The 21,573-nt window shown below is 38.7% G+C and carries 19 protein-coding genes; 12 read left to right on the forward strand and 7 right to left on the reverse strand.

Annotated elements, in window-relative coordinates; all coding sequences use genetic code 11:
* Positions 1 to 34 precede the first annotated feature (34 nt).
* The 3 genes from ACNR9Q_RS12785 (at position 35) to ACNR9Q_RS12795 (ending at position 5,927) form a co-directional block, all read left to right on the forward strand.
* Positions 35 to 1,585, forward strand: a complete 1,551-nt coding sequence (locus ACNR9Q_RS12785; protein ID WP_419211608.1) for an SDR family NAD(P)-dependent oxidoreductase — start codon at positions 35 to 37, stop codon at positions 1,583 to 1,585.
* A gap of 370 nt (positions 1,586 to 1,955) precedes the next feature.
* The gene (locus tag ACNR9Q_RS12790) at positions 1,956 to 4,958 is read left to right on the forward strand and encodes a WD40/YVTN/BNR-like repeat-containing protein (protein WP_419211609.1); all 3,003 of its coding nucleotides are present in this window, start codon (positions 1,956 to 1,958) and stop codon (positions 4,956 to 4,958) included.
* A 144-nt stretch (positions 4,959 to 5,102) separates the two neighbouring features.
* Positions 5,103 to 5,927 (forward strand): 3-keto-disaccharide hydrolase, encoded by an 825-nt coding sequence (locus ACNR9Q_RS12795; protein ID WP_419211610.1) that lies wholly within the window; start codon positions 5,103 to 5,105, stop codon positions 5,925 to 5,927.
* A 32-nt stretch (positions 5,928 to 5,959) separates the two neighbouring features.
* On the opposite strand, the gene ACNR9Q_RS12800 is transcribed toward ACNR9Q_RS12795, so the two are convergent.
* Positions 5,960 to 7,066: a Gfo/Idh/MocA family protein gene (locus ACNR9Q_RS12800; protein ID WP_419211611.1), complete on the reverse strand. Its 1,107-nt coding sequence runs from the start codon at positions 7,064 to 7,066 to the stop codon at positions 5,960 to 5,962.
* Between the two features lie 284 nt (positions 7,067 to 7,350).
* Here ACNR9Q_RS12800 and ACNR9Q_RS12805 point away from each other — a divergent pair, with 284 nt between their 5' ends.
* The 3 genes from ACNR9Q_RS12805 (at position 7,351) to ACNR9Q_RS12815 (ending at position 9,425) form a co-directional block, all read left to right on the forward strand.
* Complete coding sequence (locus ACNR9Q_RS12805) at positions 7,351 to 7,854, forward strand: GreA/GreB family elongation factor (protein ID WP_419211612.1); 504 nt, start codon at positions 7,351 to 7,353, stop codon at positions 7,852 to 7,854.
* A 355-nt stretch (positions 7,855 to 8,209) separates the two neighbouring features.
* On the forward strand, positions 8,210 to 8,641 hold the full coding sequence (locus tag ACNR9Q_RS12810; RefSeq protein ID WP_419211613.1) for an ABA4-like family protein: 432 nt from the start codon (positions 8,210 to 8,212) through the stop codon (positions 8,639 to 8,641).
* Positions 8,628 to 9,425 (forward strand): hypothetical protein, encoded by a 798-nt coding sequence (locus ACNR9Q_RS12815; protein ID WP_419211614.1) that lies wholly within the window; start codon positions 8,628 to 8,630, stop codon positions 9,423 to 9,425. The genes ACNR9Q_RS12810 and ACNR9Q_RS12815 overlap by 14 nt, the downstream gene beginning before the upstream one ends.
* A gap of 97 nt (positions 9,426 to 9,522) precedes the next feature.
* Here ACNR9Q_RS12815 and ACNR9Q_RS12820 read toward each other — a convergent pair whose 3' ends face one another.
* The 5 genes from ACNR9Q_RS12820 to ACNR9Q_RS12840 all read right to left on the reverse strand — a co-directional run bounded on the left by ACNR9Q_RS12820 (position 9,523) and on the right by ACNR9Q_RS12840 (position 13,588).
* The gene (locus ACNR9Q_RS12820; RefSeq protein ID WP_419211615.1) at positions 9,523 to 10,083 is read right to left on the reverse strand and encodes a DUF4494 domain-containing protein; all 561 of its coding nucleotides are present in this window, start codon (positions 10,081 to 10,083) and stop codon (positions 9,523 to 9,525) included.
* A 234-nt stretch (positions 10,084 to 10,317) separates the two neighbouring features.
* Entirely contained in the window at positions 10,318 to 11,088 is a 771-nt protein-coding gene (locus tag ACNR9Q_RS12825; RefSeq protein WP_419211616.1) for a DUF481 domain-containing protein, read from the reverse strand.
* A 155-nt stretch (positions 11,089 to 11,243) separates the two neighbouring features.
* Complete coding sequence (locus ACNR9Q_RS12830) at positions 11,244 to 11,921, reverse strand: type 1 glutamine amidotransferase domain-containing protein (protein ID WP_419211617.1); 678 nt, start codon at positions 11,919 to 11,921, stop codon at positions 11,244 to 11,246.
* A 40-nt stretch (positions 11,922 to 11,961) separates the two neighbouring features.
* Complete coding sequence (locus ACNR9Q_RS12835) at positions 11,962 to 12,960, reverse strand: NADP-dependent oxidoreductase (RefSeq protein WP_419211618.1); 999 nt, start codon at positions 12,958 to 12,960, stop codon at positions 11,962 to 11,964.
* A 49-nt stretch (positions 12,961 to 13,009) separates the two neighbouring features.
* Positions 13,010 to 13,588 (reverse strand): TetR/AcrR family transcriptional regulator, encoded by a 579-nt coding sequence (locus tag ACNR9Q_RS12840; protein WP_419211619.1) that lies wholly within the window; start codon positions 13,586 to 13,588, stop codon positions 13,010 to 13,012.
* A gap of 539 nt (positions 13,589 to 14,127) precedes the next feature.
* On the opposite strand from ACNR9Q_RS12840, the gene ACNR9Q_RS12845 reads away from it, so the two are divergent.
* The gene (locus tag ACNR9Q_RS12845) at positions 14,128 to 15,096 is read left to right on the forward strand and encodes a fatty acid desaturase family protein (protein ID WP_419211620.1); all 969 of its coding nucleotides are present in this window, start codon (positions 14,128 to 14,130) and stop codon (positions 15,094 to 15,096) included.
* Positions 15,097 to 15,145: 49 nt separating this feature from the next.
* Here ACNR9Q_RS12845 and ACNR9Q_RS12850 read toward each other — a convergent pair whose 3' ends face one another.
* Positions 15,146 to 15,757, reverse strand: coding sequence for a DEAD/DEAH box helicase (locus ACNR9Q_RS12850; RefSeq protein WP_419211621.1), 612 nt, complete (start codon positions 15,755 to 15,757; stop codon positions 15,146 to 15,148).
* A 553-nt stretch (positions 15,758 to 16,310) separates the two neighbouring features.
* On the opposite strand from ACNR9Q_RS12850, the gene ACNR9Q_RS12855 reads away from it, so the two are divergent.
* The 5 genes from ACNR9Q_RS12855 to ACNR9Q_RS12875 all read left to right on the forward strand — a co-directional run bounded on the left by ACNR9Q_RS12855 (position 16,311) and on the right by ACNR9Q_RS12875 (position 21,395).
* Positions 16,311 to 16,871 (forward strand): DUF6642 family protein, encoded by a 561-nt coding sequence (locus tag ACNR9Q_RS12855; protein ID WP_419214282.1) that lies wholly within the window; start codon positions 16,311 to 16,313, stop codon positions 16,869 to 16,871.
* A gap of 235 nt (positions 16,872 to 17,106) precedes the next feature.
* Positions 17,107 to 18,000 (forward strand): neutral zinc metallopeptidase, encoded by an 894-nt coding sequence (locus tag ACNR9Q_RS12860; protein ID WP_419211622.1) that lies wholly within the window; start codon positions 17,107 to 17,109, stop codon positions 17,998 to 18,000.
* Positions 18,001 to 18,444: 444 nt separating this feature from the next.
* Positions 18,445 to 18,906, forward strand: a complete 462-nt coding sequence (locus ACNR9Q_RS12865) for a 2'-5' RNA ligase family protein (RefSeq protein ID WP_419211623.1) — start codon at positions 18,445 to 18,447, stop codon at positions 18,904 to 18,906.
* A gap of 883 nt (positions 18,907 to 19,789) precedes the next feature.
* The gene (locus ACNR9Q_RS12870) at positions 19,790 to 20,896 is read left to right on the forward strand and encodes a hypothetical protein (protein WP_419211624.1); all 1,107 of its coding nucleotides are present in this window, start codon (positions 19,790 to 19,792) and stop codon (positions 20,894 to 20,896) included.
* A 61-nt stretch (positions 20,897 to 20,957) separates the two neighbouring features.
* A complete protein-coding gene (locus ACNR9Q_RS12875) occupies positions 20,958 to 21,395 on the forward strand; it encodes a MoaF-related domain-containing protein (protein WP_419211625.1) in 438 nt (145 codons plus the stop codon).
* The last annotated feature ends 178 nt before the right edge of the window (positions 21,396 to 21,573 follow it).

Genomic DNA, 21,573 nt, shown 5'->3' on the forward strand with positions numbered 1-21,573 from the left:
AGTTAGTAATTTAGCCGTATCATAGTTTAGTATCATGAAGGATAAGCAGCACGAACACGAACCGGAAATCACTCCGTCAGCCATTGATCACTGTATTGCCCTGTTAAATCGATTGGTTACGGATACCAACCAGATCTTCGAAATTCCTGAAGATAAACGCATTGAATTGATAAAGGCCGCTGGTCAACTTTCCCGCCCCAATAAACAGGAATTTGCCCGTAGGGTCAAGGATGCCAAAAGAAACGAAAAGCGGAAACAGGCCGTTCGTGACAAACACGCCCGAAAAGAAACCGGTATCCGTAGTGCCCGGGAAGCCCATGTTTTTGTAGCCCCAAAATTATTGGCCGCCGCAGAATTGGAAAGCAAGGATTTACCTGAGCTCACGACCCCGCGTAATTGCTATGTATGTAAAACGGAATTTACCCAACTCCACCATTTTTATGACACCATGTGTACCGATTGCGGGGATTTCAATTATGCCAAACGCTTCCAGAATGCCAATGTAAAGGGACAGGTGGCGGTGATTACGGGATCACGTTTAAAAATAGGCTATCATATCACCTTAATGCTTTTAAGAGGAGGAGCTACGGTTATTGCGACCACCCGTTTTCCGGTCGATTCGGCCTTGCGCTTTTCCAAGGAAGAGGATTTTATGGAATGGGGGCATCGTTTAAAAATCCATGGTTTGGATCTTCGCCATATTCCTAGCGTAGAAATTTTTTGCAATTTTGTGGAACAGCAATATGACAGACTGGATATCTTAATTAACAATGCTGCCCAAACCGTTAGGAGACCGGCCGGTTTTTACCATCATTTGATGGAAAACGAGGAAAGGCCCTTTGAATCCTTGCCCAAATTCGCCCAAATGGTCTTAAGGGACCATCAAGATTGTATCGATGAATTAAAGTCCTTTAGTAAATCTGCATCTTCAAATGAGAATATGCCGGTAACATGGCATGGTCCGGAACCGGGTATAGGATTGCGGGCATCGGCAAAACTATCCCAAATTCCCTATAGTTTTGATAATGCTTTAGTGGCACAAGAAGTTTTTCCAACAGGAGAATTGGATGCCGATCTACAACAGGTCGATTTACGTAAAACCAATAGCTGGCGGTTAAAGCTAGGCGAAATAGAAACCACGGAAATGCTTGAGGTACAACTGGTGAACTCCGTCGCCCCCTTTGTGCTATGTAACCGTTTGGCAGAACTCATGAAAAAGGAAAACACCGGACAAAAGCACATCATTAACGTGACCGCTATGGAGGGGAAATTCCACCGTTTTTTTAAGGAATCGAGACATCCTCATACCAATATGGCCAAAGCGGCCTTGAATATGCTGACTCATACCGCAGCTGGAGAATTAGCCAAGGATGGAATTTATATGAATGCCGTAGATACCGGTTGGGTAACGGACGAAGACCCTGCAGAGTTGGCCAAAAAGAAACAGGAAGTCCACGATTTTCAACCCCCATTGGACATTGTAGATGGTGCTGCACGAGTATTAGATCCTCTTTTTGATGGTATCAATACGGGTAAACATTGGTGTGGAAAATTCTTAAAAGATTACTTCCCTATTGACTGGTAGTATGACAATAAGTTCTTTGGCTTAAAACAAACGTTGACAAAACAATAAATTTAACTTTGACGAATGTATTTTGCTTTAATTATTTGTAGCGAACAATCAATCAACTAAATGGTAAGGTTGTTTAAATACTAGTAACAAAAATAAAGTCGCAAATAATTTTGAACTAAATCTAATCATAATATTTAGGCTATTCTTTAAAGGATAGCCTTTTTTATTACTTAGCGATTTAACAAGTAGTGACTTTCTTTTTTATGATTTACCTTTTTTACATTAGATAGATTAAGGAAAATATAAAAATGGCTTTCCGATTATTTTTTACTTATCAGTTTAAGTAACTTTAGATTTTGACCAATCCTTATTTCCACTAAAAATGAAGAACCGATTTCGTTCCCTTTCACTTGTAACATCCCTTTTAATTTCATCCATTGTAGTAGCACAAGATTTTTCCGCTTTCCAATACCGAACGGTGGGACCATCCAGAGGTGGTCGTGTAACCACTGTAACGGGCACTCCTTTGGAGCCCGGTACTTTTTATTTGGGAGCTTCGGGTGCGGGTGTTTGGAAAACTGAAGATTATGGAACTACTTGGAACAATGTATCCGATGGATTTTTCGAAACACCCTCCATTGGAGCAATCGAAGTAGCTGCCAATGACCCCAATATTGTTTATGTGGGTACAGGTTCTGACGGACTCCGCAGTAATATCATTGAAGGCAAAGGTGTTTATAAATCTGTCGATGGGGGAAAAACTTGGGATCATATTGGCCTTGAAAAAGTGGGGCAGATTGGAGCCGTTGAAATCGACCCTACCAACAGTAATATCGTTTGGGTAGCTGCTATTGGTAATGCTTTTAAACCCAACGAAGAACGTGGTATCTATAAAACCATGGATGGCGGGGCTTCTTGGGAAAAGGTTTTGTTCATTTCAGATAAAACAGGATTTGCGGATTTAGAGCTACTACCCGGAAATCCGAACGTAGTCTACGCCGCGGCTTGGAAAGCACAACGTACCCCATGGACCATTATCTCGGGTGGTGAAAACAAAGAAGGAGGTATCTACAAATCGGTGAACGGAGGAAAAGATTGGGAAAAATTGGAGAACGGACTTCCCAAAGGATTGATAGGAAAGATTGATTTAGCCGTATCTCCTATAGATTCCAGTATCCTATATGCAGTTATCGAGGCTCCCGAAAAAGAAGGTGGTGTATACAAATCGGTCGATCAAGGAAAAACATTTGTACAGACTTCAAGCAAAGAAGGTTTGGTGAACAGACCTTTTTATTACACGAATATTGAATTGGATCCTACCAATCCAGATATTGTATATTCTAATGCTAATCCATTATTAAAATCAAAAGATGGAGGCAAGACTTGGGAACTCATGCCGGTACCCCATGGGGATAATCATGACATTTGGTTGAACCCCAATAATCCCGATGTATTGATTCAATCCAATGACGGAGGTGCCAATGTATCTCATAATGGAGGAAAAACCTGGTCTACCCAGTTTAATCAGCCAACAGCTGAAATTTACCAAGTGGCTGTCGATGATCAATATCCCTATTGGATTTACGGAGCGCAACAGGATAATACCACCATTGCCATCCCCAGTGTTGCACCAAGTGGAACATCGCCACAGGGAACTCAAGTGATGATCGATGTCGGCGGATGTGAAACCGGCCCAGCGATACCAAAACCCGGTAATGCAAATATTGTCTACAACAATTGTAAAGGCCGTTTTAGTGTATACAATAAAATTACAGGCGTTGACCGGGAGTACTCCATTGGTGCCTCCAATATTTACGGACATAATCCAAAGGACTTAAAGTATCGCTTTCAACGTGTAGCCCCAATCCATGTATCAACACATGACCCAGACGTCGTGTATATGGGGTCACAATACCTACATAAAACACGAAACAATGGTGTAATCTGGGAAACCATTTCACCGGACTTGACCGCTTTCGAAGAAGATAAACAGGTTATTTCCGGCAGTCCGATTACACGTGATATTACAGGGGAAGAATACTACAGTACCTTATATTCCATCAGGGAATCCAAAATCAGTAAAGGATTAATTTGGACAGGATCCAATGACGGTGTGATTTCCTTAACCAAAGATGGCGGACAGACTTGGGAAGATGTTACTCCTAAAAAATTGCCAAAAGGCGGTAGGGTAGAATCTGTTGAACCTTCCCAGTTCGACCCAGCAAAAGCATACATTGCGGTAGACCGTCACCTTTTAGGCGATACCACCCCTTATTTTTATAAAACAGCCGATTATGGAAAAAATTGGGAATTGATCAGTACCGACTCGAACGGAATTCCATCAGACCATACAGGGAAAGTACTCCGGGAAGATCCTGAAAAGGAGGGACTTTTATATGCCGGAACGGAATATGGTATCTTCGTTTCCTTTGATGATGGAAAATCGTGGGAGAAATTTCAACAAAACCTACCAGTGACTCCTATTACCGATATCATTATCAATAGAGGAGACCTAATTTTGAGTACCATGGGGCGTGGTTTTTGGATATTGGACAATATCACCTCGTTACGTGATTCAAAAATGGTCGCCTTAAAAGATACCCCTATACTTTTTAAACCTGACAATACCATTAGGTATAGAAGCCCTAGAGGTTCGGGAGACTTCCCAAATTATCCATCTACGAGTGTTTTAATTGATTATTACTTTCCCAAAGAATATAAAAACAACGTTCAATTGGACATTTTTGATGCCAACAAAAAACCCATTGTAACGATTGTAAGCGATAGTACACAATTGAAATCAACCACTGAAGAAGTAGAGGATATGGGTTTAAGCATGACTTTTTCGTATGCGGATACCAAACTGGAAACTAAAAAAGGCTTAAATCGCTTTGCTTGGGATTTGCGTCAAAAAGGAGCTTGGAGCCCTAAAAAAAATAGGAGTTTTAAAAATGGCCCGATCGTAGCTCCAGGTACTTATATCGCTAAACTCACCGTGGGGAAAGAATCTTTTGAGCAAGAATTTGAGGTACTCATAGATCCAAGATTAGAGCAAGAGGGAGTTTCTAAGGCTGTCATGGCAGAACAAATGGCATTTCAAAATAAGGTCATCGACCTATTATCAGAAGCAAATAAATTTCAAGCAGATGTAGAGGCCGAATTGAAGAAAACCAAAGATGCCGATAAAAAGGAAAACCTTGAAAGTGTTTTAAAACAACTTAAAAACGAGGAAGGTGCCTATCCAAAACCCGTTTTGGTCGGACAAATTTCGTACTTATCCTATATCGTGGGTGATGCGGATAAAGAAGTTGGAAAAGATACCAAGGAACGGTATACAGAATTGGTCAATCAACTTCAAGAATTAAAATCCAAGATTTCCATTTAACACTTATCGATATTTAAGAAATGATTTCATAATAAATAAACAAATAACCACCAACCAATCACCAATGCTAATGGTATTCTGTAATGGGATACCATTTTTTTGTTACTTTTAATTAAATACATGTCGTTTTAAAATCCATCAACTATGAAATTAAAGATTAAGATTTGTGCAATTGTAGTAGCTACGTTATGTATGGTTTCTTGTGGGGAGAAAAAATCAGCATCAACATCGACATCCGTGAAAAACGAAACCTTAGAAACAATTCAACCAGAATGGGTCTCTATTTTTAATGGGAAGGATTTAGCCGGATGGACCATCAAAATCAATGGTTATCCGTTAGGGGAGAATTTTGGCAATACCCTAAGGGTCGAAGATAGTATCCTAAAAATCAGATACGATGATTACGGTCCTGAATTCAATGACCGTTTTGGAACTGTTTATTTTAATAAAGAACTTTCAGATTACAGACTGAAGGTAGAATATCGATTTGTAGGGGAAACGGCACCAGGCGCACCAACTTGGGGATATCGAGATAGTGGCATCCAATTTTATGGACAACCGCCATCCACCCAAAAACTAGATCAAGCATTCCCCGTTTGTTTGGAGTATAATTTTCACGGGGGCAATGGTACCGAAGACCGACCTTTGGGTGCCGCTTGTACCAATGGTATGTTCATTCAATATAAAGGGGAAAAGAATTCCACTACATGTATTCCTGCCGAAGTAGCTAGAACCTTTCATGGTGACCAATGGGTTACGGCCGAAATCGACGTGAAAGATGGCAAAATAACCCATTATGTAAATGGGGAAGAAATTTTGAGCTATAACGATCCCACCTATAATCCAGAGAATGAAACCGCCAAAATGTTGATGGATGGGGAAGACAACAAAGTAAAAGGTGGCTATGTTTCTTTACAGTCCAACAGCCACCCAATCGATTTCCGAAAAATAGAACTGCTTGAGTACTAAGCGTCCAGTAGGTTTCAAATATAAAAAAATACTTATAATGCCACTTTTTCACCAGTCTTTGCCGCCAAAAAGATGGCATCAATAATTTTCATGTCCTTAACACCTTCTTTGCCGTCAACAGGGACTATGGGTTGCACCCCATCAAAAATAAGTGCGGCCATACCGTCCATCTGCAAGGTTTGGTGCGTAATATGGGGTTGGGTCAGCGGGCCTTTATGAGTTCTTCCTTCAATAGGTCCGTAACCGGTTGAAGGCTGCATTTCAACAAATCCTTTCGTACCGGTCATAAAAAAACGGTCCAGATTATTCATATTATAGGTGGACAGGCAATTGGCCACAGCCCCACTGGGAAAACCCATTTGAAATTGTATCGTCTCGTCGATACCTTCTTTGAATTTCTCTGGATTGGTCTTTGTTTCTTGGGCCGTTACCCAAATCGGCTCTTCCCCCAACATATAACGTGCCCCGTTTATTGAATAGATGCCAATATCCATCATGGCACCTCCACCTGAAAGTTCTTTGTTCAATCGCCATTGGGTTGGGTCTCCAATTACAAAACCTGATTGTCCTTGAAAAAATTTGGGTTGTCCAAACTCCCCATCCTTCCGCATTTGAATTACGGCTACGGTTTTGGGTTCAAAATGCATCCGGTAACCGATTAGCAACTTGACATTGGCCGCTTCACAGGCATCTACCATTTCTTGCCCTTCTTGGGCATTGATTCCCATAGGTTTCTCGCAAATCACATGCTTTCCGGCCTTCGCTACGCGTATGGTTTGGTCCTTATGCAAACCATTGGGGGTAATGACATAGACGGCATCAATATCAGGATTGTCCTTAATGGCATCAAAATTTTCGTAGTTATAACAATTTTTATCCGGAATATTATATTTGGATTTCCATTTAGTGATTTTAGAAGGAGTACCACTAATGACACCGACCAGCTTTGCACGTTTGCAAGATTCCATGGCTTCGGCGACACGCGTTCCATAACTGCCCAGGCCCATAATGGCTATGCGTAATAAGGGTCCGTCATAGGGTTCACTGGAAGCGGCGAATAAATTCATGGGACTGTATACTAGCGGAACCGCAACTGCGGTTACCGATAACTTTTCTAAAAAAGATCTTCGTGACGTCATAGGTTTACTTTCAAATTGGTTCTATAAGAACCTAAATATAAGTATTCTATGCATTCAATGAACATTGCGGATCAAAGTTTGAAATTTTTAGAAAAAAATTTTAGGTAAACTACATCTGGGCAAACCCCCGGGAGATTGAACGGAAATTTATGGTTGATTTCGACCTAGGCGTAGGAGCATTTAAACCTGAATTATGGAGAGTAAAGCATTAGCACCAAAAAAATTGGGGATATGGTTATAGAAATCGACCAAGAATTGCTAAGTTATCATCAAAATGATGCGCTATGAGCAGAGGATTTGTAAAAGAAGATGACCAGGAGGAACTACCTATGGTACCTCCAAGAGCAGATTTACCTATTGGAGTTACCAATTACGTCACTCCTAATGGATTACACCTAATGTTGGAAGAAAAAAAGATGCTACATACCGAGAAAGAGCATGTACCTCTAGAGAATGAAAAAGAACGACGTATTGCCATGAACCTAATCAATGCGAAACTGCAATTATTGAACGAACGGATAGCGAATGCTAAAGTCGTAGATTTAGGGGACCAACCAAAAGATGAAGTTCGTTTTGGAGCCAGAGTCTCTTTGCTGATCGGGAAGAGCAAAACTCCACAGGAATTTCAAATCGTTGGAGTGGACGAGGCTGATATCGCAAAAAACAAAATATCTTTCCTTTCTCCGATTGCTCGGATATTGATTTCAAAAAGAGTAGGGGACACGCCGGTTTTACAATTAGGGAAGGAAGAACGCATTTTTAAGATTGAGGGAATCGGATATAGTTAGGAGTTAGGAGTTAGGAGTTAGGAGTTAGGAGAAAATTTAATCTTAAATCAAGAGATGTATATCGTTTTGATTTAAGAAGAAAACAAAATATGATTCGTGAATAATCCTTTTAAAATAAGGAAGCCCTAAAAGAATTTCAGGTAAATGAATCTAAGTGATCCCGGAAATTCATGTCGCAAGTTTTCGTTCGTGAAAGAATATGGAACATCTACCTTAGTACCATTTTGTGGGTTTAACAAAGAATAAAATTTACCACATTTTCACAGTTCAGCACCGCTAAACAACAGTTGGTGCTTTTTTATTTACAAGAATCACTGGTTTGATTGAGTTTTGAATCAAATAAAACAATCAACCTATGACACCAACTACAATTTTTTCTCTTGCCAATATGTTGGCGCTTCCTATGTGGATACTCATGATTTTCCTTCCAAAATGGAAAGTCAGCCAATTTATGATGAGTTATAAAATAATCCCGATACTATTGGCGCTTATTTATGTGGTATACATCACCAAAGCCCTATATACAGGGGGTATGATGGATTTTAGAACTTTAGATTCCGTAGTGACCTTATTTAAGAACGACATTGCTGTTTTGGCGGGTTGGGTCCATTATTTAGCATTCGACCTCTTAGTGGGTATGTGGCTCTTGGAACAAAACAAAAAGGTGGGGCTCCATCAAATTCTGATGGGAATTTGCCTTTTGGGCACTTTTATGTTCGGCCCCTTAGGTTTTTTATTATTCATGATTCTAAAAACCTTTAAAACGCGACCGAATGTTAGTGCTTAATAAACGTATTGGTCAAGTCAAAAAATCAAGTCCCTTTCTCTATACGGTAGTCTTATTTCATCTGATATTAGCTATAGGATGTATCGTAGGTTTATCGTTGGACGACCGCACGGTAATGGGGATAAATGTCTGGGTGAAGCCTTTAAAATTTGGTTTATCGGGTGCAATATATATTTTTACCTTAGGCTATTTGACTACCCTCTATCCTTTTTCTGAACGAAAGAAAAAATGGATCAGCAACACGGTAGCGTGGACCCTACTGTTAGAAATTCTAATTATCGCTATTCAAGCCGCGAGGGGAGTACAATCGCACTATAACACCAGTAGTACTTTAGATGGTCTACTATTTTTAGCCATGGGTATTTTGATCGGTATTAACGTCCTCATTATGCTTTTGTTCATTATAGAAAGCGTCCGATTAAAAATGTCGGTTTCGAAACCCATGCAATGGGCCATTTTCTTCGGCTGGTGTATCTTGTTTTTTGGAAGCTGGGTAGGGGGGCAAATGATCAGTCAACTAGGTCATAATGTCGGTATACCTGATAGTGGGGAAGGAATACCCATTGTCAATTGGAGTAGCGTAGCCGGAGACTTACGTATTGCCCACTTCTTTGGGCTACATGGGTTACAATTGGTGCCCTTGGTTGCTTTTTTCATTCAACACAAAACGAGCCTTTCTAAAAAACAGGAGCTAACGGCGGTATGTCTTTTCGCTTTAGTATATGCTTTATGGATAGGCTATACATTTTATCAAGCGAAGATGGGTAAACCTGTATTTTCATAGCTTTTAAAGCTATAAAAAAGAGGACCTAGCGGGTCCTCTTTTTATTTGTACACTACTACAAATTGGGTTGGGGAAGATCCCCAAAAAAATAATCTTGTTATTCGGTATCCGCATCTAGGACATCGGCCAATTCCAACGCTTCATCCATCGTGTTATCTGCTGGTACGGAATCTTTTAATGCCGTGAATTTCTCAATACGTTCCAACTCATCTTCTTCGCCAGAAAAATAAGGAAAAACATCCATAATAGGCGATTCTGAAATGGCAGGAACGGTATAGTCTCCCATCGTATCCTTCATTACGCTTATCGTGTTATCGTAAGCTTCCTTAACATCGTTCGCCTGTACCAATAAGTACATATTGGTCTTGCGCTCTTTTCCACTTTCTTCGTCAAAAGCGATTAACGATACGCGAGATTTAAACCAACGATCCGAATTCTCGAACGGGTGGATCTCTGCATAATTGGCCACTTTGATATTCGTTATCTTGATTTCGTCACTATCACTTAAATAAGCGGACATTTCTTGGGTGATTCTACTTTCAGCTTCGGTGTAAGAAATGGCATCTACCAAAAAAGGTTCGGTCTTTACTTTTTGTGTTCCACTAGCTTCATCTAGTTTTCTATATTTTACTTTGCACTCATACCATGTTGCACTCATATTCATTTGTTTTAGGGTTGCCAAATATAGGGTTTCGATAAAGCTAGATTTGCGAAAAAAAGCAATAGATATTCACAATTTAAATGGAGTACTCATAGTGCTTTTAAAGTGAGTGGGTTAGCTCTTTGATTAAGCCCAGGGTAATAATCAAAAGTGATTACAATCAAAACGAAGTAATCTTTGCTTTAAGAAAAAAAGGGGCAGATTAGTTCGAAGCTCGCAAAGACGGGACAATTAAATCGTAAACGTCAACCCGAAACTTAAGTTGGAAGAACGGTCGTTTTCTCTAATGGGTGAAAAACTGCTGTAAAAATAATTATATAGGGCCGAAAGACTCATGACGTTCGTAATGGGTAATTCCGCTTTTAACTGGCATAAAATTCGGTGATTGCTAATGGCATCATATAACGGTTGAAAATAAACGGTACCCGTTAAGTCAAGTTTGGTAGTTTGAAACGATTGGTTCAATGAAAGATAGCTACTGTTCCTATGGTTGAAAAACTGTTGGTCGGTGGCCTCTACTTTTTCTATTTCATACATGTAGGAATTTCCAAAATAGGCCTTTGTTCTCTTGGAGGATACAAACTTTAACCGAATACCGGCCCCGACCAAATTTCGACTGGTAATGGTCAATAAGGTATTGTTCTGGTTTTGGATAAAAGCTTCTAACCGAAATAGATCGGACAGCTTTTGATTGTACCTGAAGTGGAAAAACCACGAGTTTTGAAAATCTTGATCTTTACTTCGGATAAGCTTATAGTTTCCGATAAAAAAATAAATCTTCTTTAAATCCTTTGATTTCAGCTGCGTGGTAAGGTTAGAAGCGACCTGAAAAATATAATCTCCGTTGTTATCGGTATAATCGAACAAAACGTCACCCTTAAGTGCAAAGCGGGTGGAATCTTTCTGCATTCGTTTGGACTCGATATTGACCAACTGTCCCATGGCTGAATTCACTATAAAAAATAAAAAAAGAGAGGATACTACGGTTTTCGATAGGTTCATTCAAGTGTTGTTTGCTCTACGTTGGCAAAGTTATCCAAATTAAAAGAAACAAGGCCCTTCGGCTGTGCTCAGGGTGATAATAGTGGAAATTGCACCAAATTAAAAGGCCTGCAAACTTACGCTTACAAGCCTTTTTAAATTAAATAATAAATGCTCTAGTTTAAGGCTGCCAATAATTTCTCGGCCACCAATTCAGAAGAAGCTGGATTTTGACCGGTAATCAAATTTCCTTCCTGAACTGCATAGGCTGCCCAATCTTCTTTTTTGGAATAGATTCCTCCGTTTTCCTTCAGCATGTCCTCTACCAAGAAAGGAACGACATCTGTCAATTGTACGGCTTTTTCCTCACTATTGGTAAATCCGGTTACTTTTTTACCTTTTACTAACGGACTACCGTCTTTAGCCTTTACATTTTTCAAGGCAGCTGGGGCGTGGCATACGAAACCAATTGGTTTTTCTTGTTCATTAAAGGTTTCGATAAGCTTTACAGAAGTAGCATCGTTCGCCAAATCCCATAAAGGTCCATGACCGCCCGGATAGAACACCGCATCAAAATCAGAGGCATCCATATCGGCCAAAACTTTGGTATTCGCAATCCGCTCTTGGGCTTCGGTATCGTCCCAATACCTTTTGGTCGCTTCGGTCTGTGCATCTTCGGTATCACTACTGGGATCGATAGGGGCTTGCCCACCTTTTGGTGTGGCGATGGTTATATTCACTCCTTTATCCAATAAGCTGTAGTAAGGACTAGCGAATTCCTCGATCCAAAATCCTGTTTTTTTTCCTGTATCCCCTAATTTATCGTGGGAGGTCGATACAAATAATACGTTCATATATGTTTTTTTTAATTATTAATTTCTGGTAGAAACTCGTTTAGGCCTTTACTACCATTTTGCCTTTTTTGTTACCGGCCATCATATCTAAGAAAGCTTGTGGTGTATTTTCAAATCCTTCGACAATTGTTTCCCTATAGGTCAATTTTTCTTCCCCTAACCATGTGGATAATTGCTTCATGGCTTCCGGGAATTTATCGGCATAATTCGAAACGATAAAACCTTGCATCAGCGCACTGTTTTTAATCAAAAAGGGCTGTACGCTTACACCTGTAGGTATTTCGGTACTGTTATAGACTGATATAGCACCGCAAATAATCATTCTAGCGAACTTATTGATGCTGAAGAGTACGGCATCGGAAATCTCACCACCCACATTATCAAAATAGATATCTACTCCGTTTGGAGCCGCTTCGTTGATGGCGGCTTTCATATCGTCGGTAGTTTTATAATTGATACCGTGATCAAAGCCGAATTCAGATTTCAGCAATTCCACCTTTTCATCAGATCCTGCAATACCAATGACCGTAAGTCCCAATATTTTCCCGATTTGGCCTACAACACTCCCCACAGCACCTGCAGCACCAGAGACGACCAAGGTTTCTCCTTTTTTCGGTTTTCCTATTTCATGCAATCCTAGATAAGCCGTTAATCCTGTCATACCTACAATACCTAAATAGGCACTTAAAGGGGCTTTATTGGGGTCTACTTTTTGCAAGCCTTCCCCTTTTGAAACCTGTACCGTTTTCCAGTCCAATCGGTTAGAGACAAAATCTCCTTTTTTGAAATTATCGTTTTTTGATTCGATGACTTCTGCTATGAGACCAGAATTGATAGGTTTACCCACTTCAAAAGGCGGAACATAGGATTTGGCATCGCTCATTCGTCCTCTTAAATAAGGATCTACGGAAAGATATTTTGTTTCCAAAAGGATTTCTCCTTCTTCAATCTTCAGTTCCTTTTCTTCTTTTATAAGTTCAAAGTCGGCTAGGGTAGGAGTACCTACCGGGCGCTTTTTCAAAATAATCGTCTTTATCATAAATCTATTTTTTAAAGTTACTACTTGTTATTGCAATCAGACAATATGCTTATACCCTAATACTGTCCCATGCCGCTCTATATGCTTCTTTGATTTGGTTCTCTTCCATTTGAAATACACCTCTTTGCTGCATCACCATTAAAAATGAAATGGGATTAATGGTATAAGCATATAACAAATAAGGCGAAATAGGCTTGATGATCCCCTGATGCTTTCCCCTTTCCCAAAGGTCCAATAAGGGCTGTAAGTGTTTTATACCTTCATTCCTGCTTGGCTCATCTATCATTGGGGTATTATCGCACTGCGCCAAAAAAAGTGCCTCTTTGGTCTGCTTTAATTTAAAATTAGCGATACGGTGCCAGATAAGTTCAAAACCTTGTTGAATATCCATTTGTGCAGTATAGGTCTCAAAAGCATACTCGGTGTATTTTTCCTTGACCTCAAGATAGACCTGGTTTACCAAATCCTGTTTATTTTCAAAATAGAGGTAAATGGTAGCAGGTGATACATTGGCCATTTTGGCAATCTTGGACATCGGAGCGGCATGGAACCCATTATTGTTAACCAATGCAATTGTGGCATCTACCAATGCACTTCGTTTATCCAAACTTTTCTGTAATGCGGCCATAGTATTATTTTCTAACACAAAAGTACAATAAAAAAGAATGAACATTCATTTTTTAAGATGGATTTAGTACTCTCCTTTGAATTCACACTAGAGCCGATGAGAATCACCTTTGAACTACGTGCGTCCATCCTCCACCATTCTAGCTGCACAATCCAACCATATAAAATGTAACTCAAAAATAGGGGCTAAGCCTTTACAATTATACAAAATTGAAAATCAATTATTTAACACTAATTTCTCATACTACACTTGCTTTATGACCTACTTTTACCAACAGATGTTTTTCATCAAAAAGTTCATTCATTCTTTGCACTATTAAGTAGGTTAAGGGTTCATCACCACAGCTCTTAAATTAAATGATATGCCATTTTTGAAATATCATTTAATCTTCTAAAACCTACGGTATCGCTAATCCACAATTTTCAAGGACAGTTCATTCAGATTTTTCAAGAACCTTAAGAATCAGGGTAAATACGTATTTCAAGACCAATAATATCGGTAGAAATGCAAATACCACCATGGTTGTAAAAACGGTAGTCATGATTGCGTTATTTTCCATTCCTTTGACAGTTCTTTCCATGGGACTTGTACATCGAACATGGTTATTATTTCTCCTTTACATTACGAGTGGATTAGGAATGGCCGGAATAGGAATGGGTGTAATGCATGATGCCCTTCACGGTTCCTATTCAAAAAATAAAAGAACGAACAAGTGGTTGGGCTATACGTTCAACCTTATTGGTGCGAATGCGGACATTTGGAAAATTCAACATAATGTATTGCATCATACCTACACAAATATTGAGCATGCGGACGATGATTTGAATACTCCGTTTTTCTTACGTTTTTGTCCGCATGCCAAATATTATCGGATCCATCGATTTCAACATATCTACATTTGGTTTTTCTACGGAATATCAACCCTATCTTGGATTACCGCCAAAGATTTTGTTCGATTGAATCGCTTTAGGAATATGGGTTTTTTCCAAAAGAAGCATGCCTACACTAAGGCGCTGGTCAGTATGATCCTTTGGAAAGTTGCCTATTATACTTACGCCTTGGTACTACCCATGGTTATGCTACCCCAATCGTGGGGGGTCATTCTATTGGCATTCTTATGTATGCATATGGTTACCGGACTATTGGTGAGTATTGTTTTTCAAATAGCCCATATTATGCCCAATACAGACTTTCCCTTGCCGAACAGTCAGGGCATGATGGCCGATAGTTGGCACAGTCACCAGTTCATCACTACAAGTAACTTTTCACCCGACAGCAAGCTTTTATTTTGGCTTATCGGAGGATTGAACTATCAGGTAGAGCACCATGTTCTTCCCGATGTATGTCATGTGCATTACAAACAATTGGCCGCTATTGTTGCTGCGACGGCAAAGGAATACAACCTACCTTACCATGTTAAAAAGAACCTTGTCGTGGCTATTGTAGACCATACGAAAATGCTACGCTTTCTGGGTAAAAAACCTGAGAAAGTGATAAGCAATACGTGAAAATTCTGTGACTAGCTTTCCTTTTTAGGCTCCATTAAAATAGTTCTTCCTATAATTTTACGTGTTGTGCGCGTTCCATAAAGAACTCCTCAAAACGTTGAAGTTTAGGGTGGGCCTTTTCGGCATAAAGAACATATTGACATTTTATAATACTCTGTGTTACCGACAACATGGCCATATACTCCGATTGCTGAACCACAAAATCACCGTCCTCAATACTACATATCTTTAACTGTGAAGTACTAACTCCATTCGTTAAAAATAGTTTGTGCAGGTTCGTAGGCGTGGTGACGAGAATATCGATTCCTTCGAATATTTCAGACTTTTGAATATCGATATGCAATTCTTTATACCCTACATACACCCTAACCGAAGTCTGCTTGGTATATTCTAGGAACTTGTCGTGCAATTCCAAAGCTTTCTCCTTATTTTCAACAAGCACAACGGCCCTTGGTGCGTTACCACTTGCCTCACATTTGAGCTTATTAAGGGTGGTGAGGATCAGGGTCGTAGTTTTGCCACTATCCTTAGGTGCGATGCAAAACACATTGGCACCACTTTTTATTATGGGGATACTATCTTTTTGAAAAGGTGTCGGTTTTTCAATTGAGAAATGTGCTAAAACCTCAAGTAAGTGATGGTGCAATTTTTTGAATGGCATAGGTATTTTCGAGATAAAATAGTGCTATGATGGTCAACACTTATTCGAAACAAAGATACTAAGCATAACCGGATGAAAATACTTGATCTTAAATTTTAGCCCTTTGCCTGTGAAATAAGCCAAATACGACCTGAAGGATTTTTTGTAGCTCCTAGAACCTGCGAAATGCAACTGAGGTAGAGGAAGATACTATAGAAAAAACCTACTGATAAAACCGGATTCCCATTCTGCGTTGAGCGACGAAGCCCTGACCCTACAAACTGACCTTTTCATGCAATACTATAGAAATCATGGGACGATACAACAATAAAGAGAAGCCGTAGGCGGGGTACTCATAACAAAAAAACGGGAAATAAGGCTGTGTAGGTATTTAATAAAAATATTGTCGGAATGGTAGCTCCTTGGAAATCGAACTTCAAATAAGAGATGCTATGATTTATGTGACTGAACGTTAAAAACCATAAAGGAGTTGCCTTAATTTTGTGTTTTATTACATTGGCATAAACCCTGAAATTTGTTAGCGAAAAGACGACTCCTATCCCAAGAAGAACCTATAGATCTAGAAAGATTCATTTACTGTTTAGAAGCGGTCGATGATATAGAAACGGAAACGGTCACCGAAGTACAAAAAAATCTGGAACAATTGGCCATTCAGTATGGCATTGCAAGTATATATCAAACCTGCGACACCATTGAAGGTCTAGAAGCTAGTTTGAACGTATTGGTCATGGATGATCATCACTTTAAGGATTATGAAATCATCTACTTGGTGATGACAGGTGAGGCCAATAGTATTTGTTTAAATGACTACTACTATAGTCTGCAGGAAATTGCAGAACTGTTTGAAGGAAAGTTAAAAGGAAAGATCTTGCATTTCTCAAATGCAAAAGTGCTCGATTTAGACGATGAAGAAGCACAATATTTTTTGGATATCACCAATGCAAAAGCGATTTCCGGCTATGGTAATGCCTTTGATGGTATAAGCAGCTCAAATCTTGATAAAGCATTCTTTAACTTGTTTAAAGAAGATGATAATATGTTCGACGTGGTAGAAGAATTGCATCAGCGGCATTACCATATGTGCAAGCTACTTGATTTTAGATTATATTATTAGACCCAAAGGGGGTGTATTATAGAGCGGCCCTGCTTTCGTAACATTTTTAAACTCGGAACCGTTCTAAAATTGTCCATAACGCTCAATTTTAGCGTTGCTCTAGTCAAGAATAGAAGGTCTTTTGACACAGGTTAGTTTTTAGAGCAAAAAATTTTATCTTGTTAGTTCAATTACCGCTTTCTATAAGTGGGGCGTATATATTATATTTGATTTCAATTCTTTATAAATCAGTAGTATGAAATGGCAAGGTAGGCGTCAAAGTTCAAATGTCGATGACCAAAGGGGTCGGTCAAGTTCAGGAAGAGGTATCGGTGGATTCAGCCCCATGTTGCTCGGTCCGATCATTAAGCTGCTGTTCTCAAAAGTGGGTCTGGTCATTGTTGGGCTGTTCCTTGTGTTTTCATTTGTTACAGGTAATAATCCGCTGACCTTGATAGGGAATTTACTTGGCGGTGGCGGGGTAACGCAAACCACTAATTCTGGAAATTATGAAGGTACAGCTGAAGAAAATGAACTGGCGGACTTTAGTGCCGTAATCTTGGCCAGTACCGAAGATGTTTGGAACAACACCTTGCAAAATTACCGTGAACCTACTTTAGTGCTATTTACTGGTTATGTGTCCTCCGCCTGCGGTTCTGCCTCTAGTGCCACCGGGCCTTTCTATTGCCCCGGAGATGAGAAACTATATCTGGACCTTAGTTTTTTCGAGGAGATGGAACGTCAAATGAACGCACCAGGTGACTTTGCACAGGCTTATGTCATTGCCCACGAAGTAGGTCACCATATTCAAAAATTGATGGGGACAACCGCTAAAATCGATAGGCTAAGGGGACAGTTAAGTGAGACAGAATTTAATAAATATTCTGTTCGTTTAGAGTTACAGGCCGATTTCCTTGCCGGAGTTTGGGCGAATCGGTCCAAACAAATGATGGAAAACGGCGATCTCGAAGAAGCACTCAATGCCGCCAATGCCATTGGTGATGATCGTTTGCAGAAACAATCCACCGGTAGGGTGGTGCCCGACTCCTTTACCCACGGTACTTCTGCACAGCGGATGCGATGGTTCAAAAAAGGTTTTGAAACCGGTGATATTTCACAAGGTGATACGTTCAGTGCAGAATCGCTTTGATAAACCTAATTTCGCTTTATAAAATAGAACCGATTACCAAGATGGAGGTCTATTTTTAGTTTTGTTCCACAAACTTGTATTGTGAGCAATAAACAAGAAATTATGTTTTTTGAGAGGTTATATCGAATGTTTTGAAGTTTATACTAGTAGTTGTTCTTTGACTCCGTAGGAAGGTATATCCCAGCCCTTCTTTAATTCAAGTTTTTAAGAACTTGAGGCAATAGCTAACCACATGCTCGTTTAAACTGTAGGTATTTTATGTACTGCAAAAATGAATTTAGTTTTAAAAGTATACGAGCCAAAAAACTCAAGCTATATTTCTTTACCTATAAAAGTTACAAAATTTGGAATAATTCCAAATTTACGTAAAAATTCCTATTTCATTTTATTTTGTACTATATTTATAGAAAGTAAAAGATTTTCAATCTTACTAAGTGCCCGGTTATGGAAATTTTAGAACTTGAAGGTAAACCGATGAACCCCCTAAACGGATTAAGAGAATATTTAGTTATCATAAGTCCGCCCACGTTCATTAAAAATGATGTTTGGGAATTTAAAAATGAGTTTTTTGAGCATTTTGGTAATGCAAAATACGTGAGGTCGCAGCCGCACATTAGTTTAAGCAATTTCTTAATTGAAAGCACTCCGGAGACTACAATTTTTAAGGAGCTGTACCACTTTTTAAAGGATGGGAAGAGTTTTGAGATTAAAATCTCCGGTTTCGAAAGCTTTGAAAATTCAAAAACTTTATTCTTAGAGGTCGCTGAAACTAAAATAGTCGACCTTCAAAAGAAATTGGTTGAAGTACTCCGTAAAAGGGCAAAAATCGCAAACAGATTTACCAGAAAATTAGAAAAACCCCATATTACAATAGCAAGTAACATTCCCGATTATCAATTCGATTAGTGTTGTAATTACTTTAAAAGAATATCGTATACAAATAGCTTTGTCATAGATAAGATTACGATACTTAGAAAGAATCATTCTTTGCGTGAATCGAAATATTCGCTTGCATTTGAAATTGGCCTTAAATAAGATGGAAACAAAATAGGATTATTTCCTGTAGATCGGTTATAACTTAGTACTGTTTGATATTATAAGAATCAAAAAAGGGTTTGCCTTTTTTGGTGCTGGCCAGGCGTTGGCAAATTGTGTTTAGAAATGAACTCCATAAAGCGTTTATTTATAAAAAACAATCGAGCGCTTGGTAGCGGCTATTTTACATAACGGCAAATTATAGATACAAATAAATTATATCGCCGTGCGCAGCACACCGCTTGAAAAAGTTACATGACCCTGTTGAGAATTTCAATAAGCAGAAAACTGTTGAGGGATATTTTACATAATATCATTATAGCTAACAAACGAGATGTTCCCCTATAAGTTACAACTTGTTGATTTTGTTCTATAATGTCTTGCGTTATGTAACTTTGCTTTGGAAAAGCAAAGTATTTGGCACTTCACTTTCTTTGAATTTTTCTTCTAAAAAGTTTCTTCATTAAAGGTAATGGAACACTTATTATGCGACCCGACTAGCTTGCCCGCCGAAGCTTTTTCTGCGAAGGTGGATAGGAGGGGAGTGTAATGTGTGTGGAATGGTGTTTTACTACGTACTTTAATTAGTTACGAAAAGCGTAATTGGATTCTTGTTAATATTTTATATATTTAAGAACTCCAAAGAATTTACTTCCTACAATTTACTTCCCCCTTCATGTATTAAATACCTTCTAATGGGTATTATATAGACTTATTTATTGATTTAAATTTCAACCATTTAAAACCAACCATTATGGATAGAAAAGAGTTCATTAAATCCACAGCACTTAGTGTGGGTACTTTATCTTTAGTTTCATTATCAGCTTCTTGTGAAAATGAAACTGAAAAAGAACCACCGAAAAAAATATCAAAAGTTGTAAGTCCAATTCCTTTACCCGCTAAGGTGGCTGAAATCTTTGCATCAAAACACCATAGATTACATCATGCTTTATGGCATGGTTTAAGAGATTACTGGTATAATACCACGAAAGTTTCGGAAACTGCAAAAAATGAAATAGAAAATCTTAATTGGCACCCTCCAAGACCTTCTGCCAAATGGCACTATGACAAAGGTGAGCCTGTTGGCTGGACTCAAATTACAACGAATGGTTCTGGAGAAGATTTTCTCTTTATGCATAGAGAAATGATAAGAGATTTTGATGAGGCTATGAAAAAAGAAAGTGCACCACCAATTGAGGGATGGAAATTGATACCTGAACCGGGTTTATCTGAAAAATTTGTAGTGCCACCAACATGGGAATTGCCAAAGAAATATAAATGGTTAGAAAGGAGATTTGCAGCTATAAAAACTGATGAATTTTATTGGTCTCGGATGCGATGGTGGGATAGACAATTTCATGATCATAGTTATTTAAGAACGCTTACCTTAGGCCAATTAGGTTCCGTGTTAGAAACTTCCGTACATAATGACATGCATATGCGATGGTGTAGTCAGCCATTTGACCCCCAAAGTGGTAAACCATTACTCATGGAAAGAGATGCTTCAGATATTTCTGACAAATGGGATAATGTAAAATATGATTTTCTTGGAGAGACGTATTCATCACAAGTTAATCCTATATTTTGGAGAATTCACAAATGGGTAGATAGTATCATTGATGAGTGGTTTGAAGCCCATAATTCTCTAAGCCAAGATAGAATTAAAACCAAGGAAATAAATGGTGTAACCTGGTTTGAAGTAGGAGATTGGGTTGATATAGATGACCCATGGTCATATCCTACTGAAGGGAAGCATGACTTGGAAACAATGAAAAAAGTGAATATGATTCTTTTTCCTCCAAAAGGAGAAAATTTCATAGAAGAAGAAGGAAGGGGAGAAAAACCGATGACTTGGTTTTAAAAGGATTGGTAAATGTGTTTTCTAAATAAATATTAACATCTTAATTAACTGAATTAAAGTAATGAGAAATTCTTTAAAGATATTTTTATTAATTACTCTATTTAGTTGTCAAATTAAAGAAAGTAAACAGAAAATTGGAACTAGTAAAGAAATAGATGAGGTTGAAGAGATAGATTATAGTCTAATTGGCAAAAAGGGAATACTAACTTTCCCCAAGGCCAAGGCCTATGTAAGTTATCCTAGCGAGAATAGACTAGAATGGAGAACCATAGACAATAATGGAAATGAAACCTCAGGGTCAGAAGTTTTATTCTACAAAAGATTAAACGACCATATTCATTTTCTAAATTTTATTGAAATAGATGGGTTTACCGTGAGTCAAATTATCAATACAAAAGACAAAACAGTTAAATCATTTTGGTCCTACCATGATGAGGAAAGTGACAGGGGTAAGCGTAGTTCCTCTTTCGTTGATGGGAAGTTTGAATTTGACTTATAAGAGTTTGTAACCTTAAATACATGTTTCAGTCTTAAATTGTATGTAATTTTCCCCGTTATCTAACTTTGCTTTGGAAAAGCAAAGTATTTGGAACTTCATTTTCTTTAAATTTTTCTTTTAAAAAGTTTCTTCTGAAAAGGTAATGAAACTGAGGTAAGAGGTTCATGAACTCCTTTAA

The sequence above is a fragment of the Maribacter sp. X9 genome, from assembly GCF_048537565.1.
Lineage (GTDB): Bacteria > Bacteroidota > Bacteroidia > Flavobacteriales > Flavobacteriaceae > Maribacter.

Bases quoted from the DNA above. Each gene is read 5' to 3' on its own strand.
- ACNR9Q_RS12805 (WP_419211612.1), top strand. From the start codon at position 7,351: ATGAGCAGAGGATTTGTAAAAGAAGATGACCAGGAGGAACTACCTATG.
- ACNR9Q_RS12790 (WP_419211609.1), top strand. From the start codon at position 1,956: ATGAAGAACCGATTTCGTTCCCTTTCACTTGTAACATCCCTTTTAATT.
- ACNR9Q_RS12815 (WP_419211614.1), top strand. From the start codon at position 8,628: ATGTTAGTGCTTAATAAACGTATTGGTCAAGTCAAAAAATCAAGTCCC.
- ACNR9Q_RS12875 (WP_419211625.1), top strand. From the start codon at position 20,958: ATGAGAAATTCTTTAAAGATATTTTTATTAATTACTCTATTTAGTTGT.
- ACNR9Q_RS12865 (WP_419211623.1), top strand. From the start codon at position 18,445: ATGGAAATTTTAGAACTTGAAGGTAAACCGATGAACCCCCTAAACGGA.
- ACNR9Q_RS12850 (WP_419211621.1), bottom strand. From the start codon at position 15,757: ATGCCATTCAAAAAATTGCACCATCACTTACTTGAGGTTTTAGCACAT.
- ACNR9Q_RS12825 (WP_419211616.1), bottom strand. From the start codon at position 11,088: ATGAACCTATCGAAAACCGTAGTATCCTCTCTTTTTTTATTTTTTATA.
- ACNR9Q_RS12785 (WP_419211608.1), top strand. From the start codon at position 35: ATGAAGGATAAGCAGCACGAACACGAACCGGAAATCACTCCGTCAGCC.
- ACNR9Q_RS12860 (WP_419211622.1), top strand. From the start codon at position 17,107: ATGAAATGGCAAGGTAGGCGTCAAAGTTCAAATGTCGATGACCAAAGG.
- ACNR9Q_RS12830 (WP_419211617.1), bottom strand. From the start codon at position 11,921: ATGAACGTATTATTTGTATCGACCTCCCACGATAAATTAGGGGATACA.
- ACNR9Q_RS12835 (WP_419211618.1), bottom strand. From the start codon at position 12,960: ATGATAAAGACGATTATTTTGAAAAAGCGCCCGGTAGGTACTCCTACC.
- ACNR9Q_RS12840 (WP_419211619.1), bottom strand. From the start codon at position 13,588: ATGGCCGCATTACAGAAAAGTTTGGATAAACGAAGTGCATTGGTAGAT.
- ACNR9Q_RS12800 (WP_419211611.1), bottom strand. From the start codon at position 7,066: ATGACGTCACGAAGATCTTTTTTAGAAAAGTTATCGGTAACCGCAGTT.
- ACNR9Q_RS12870 (WP_419211624.1), top strand. From the start codon at position 19,790: ATGGATAGAAAAGAGTTCATTAAATCCACAGCACTTAGTGTGGGTACT.
- ACNR9Q_RS12845 (WP_419211620.1), top strand. From the start codon at position 14,128: ATGATTGCGTTATTTTCCATTCCTTTGACAGTTCTTTCCATGGGACTT.
- ACNR9Q_RS12810 (WP_419211613.1), top strand. From the start codon at position 8,210: ATGACACCAACTACAATTTTTTCTCTTGCCAATATGTTGGCGCTTCCT.
- ACNR9Q_RS12795 (WP_419211610.1), top strand. From the start codon at position 5,103: ATGAAATTAAAGATTAAGATTTGTGCAATTGTAGTAGCTACGTTATGT.
- ACNR9Q_RS12820 (WP_419211615.1), bottom strand. From the start codon at position 10,083: ATGAGTGCAACATGGTATGAGTGCAAAGTAAAATATAGAAAACTAGAT.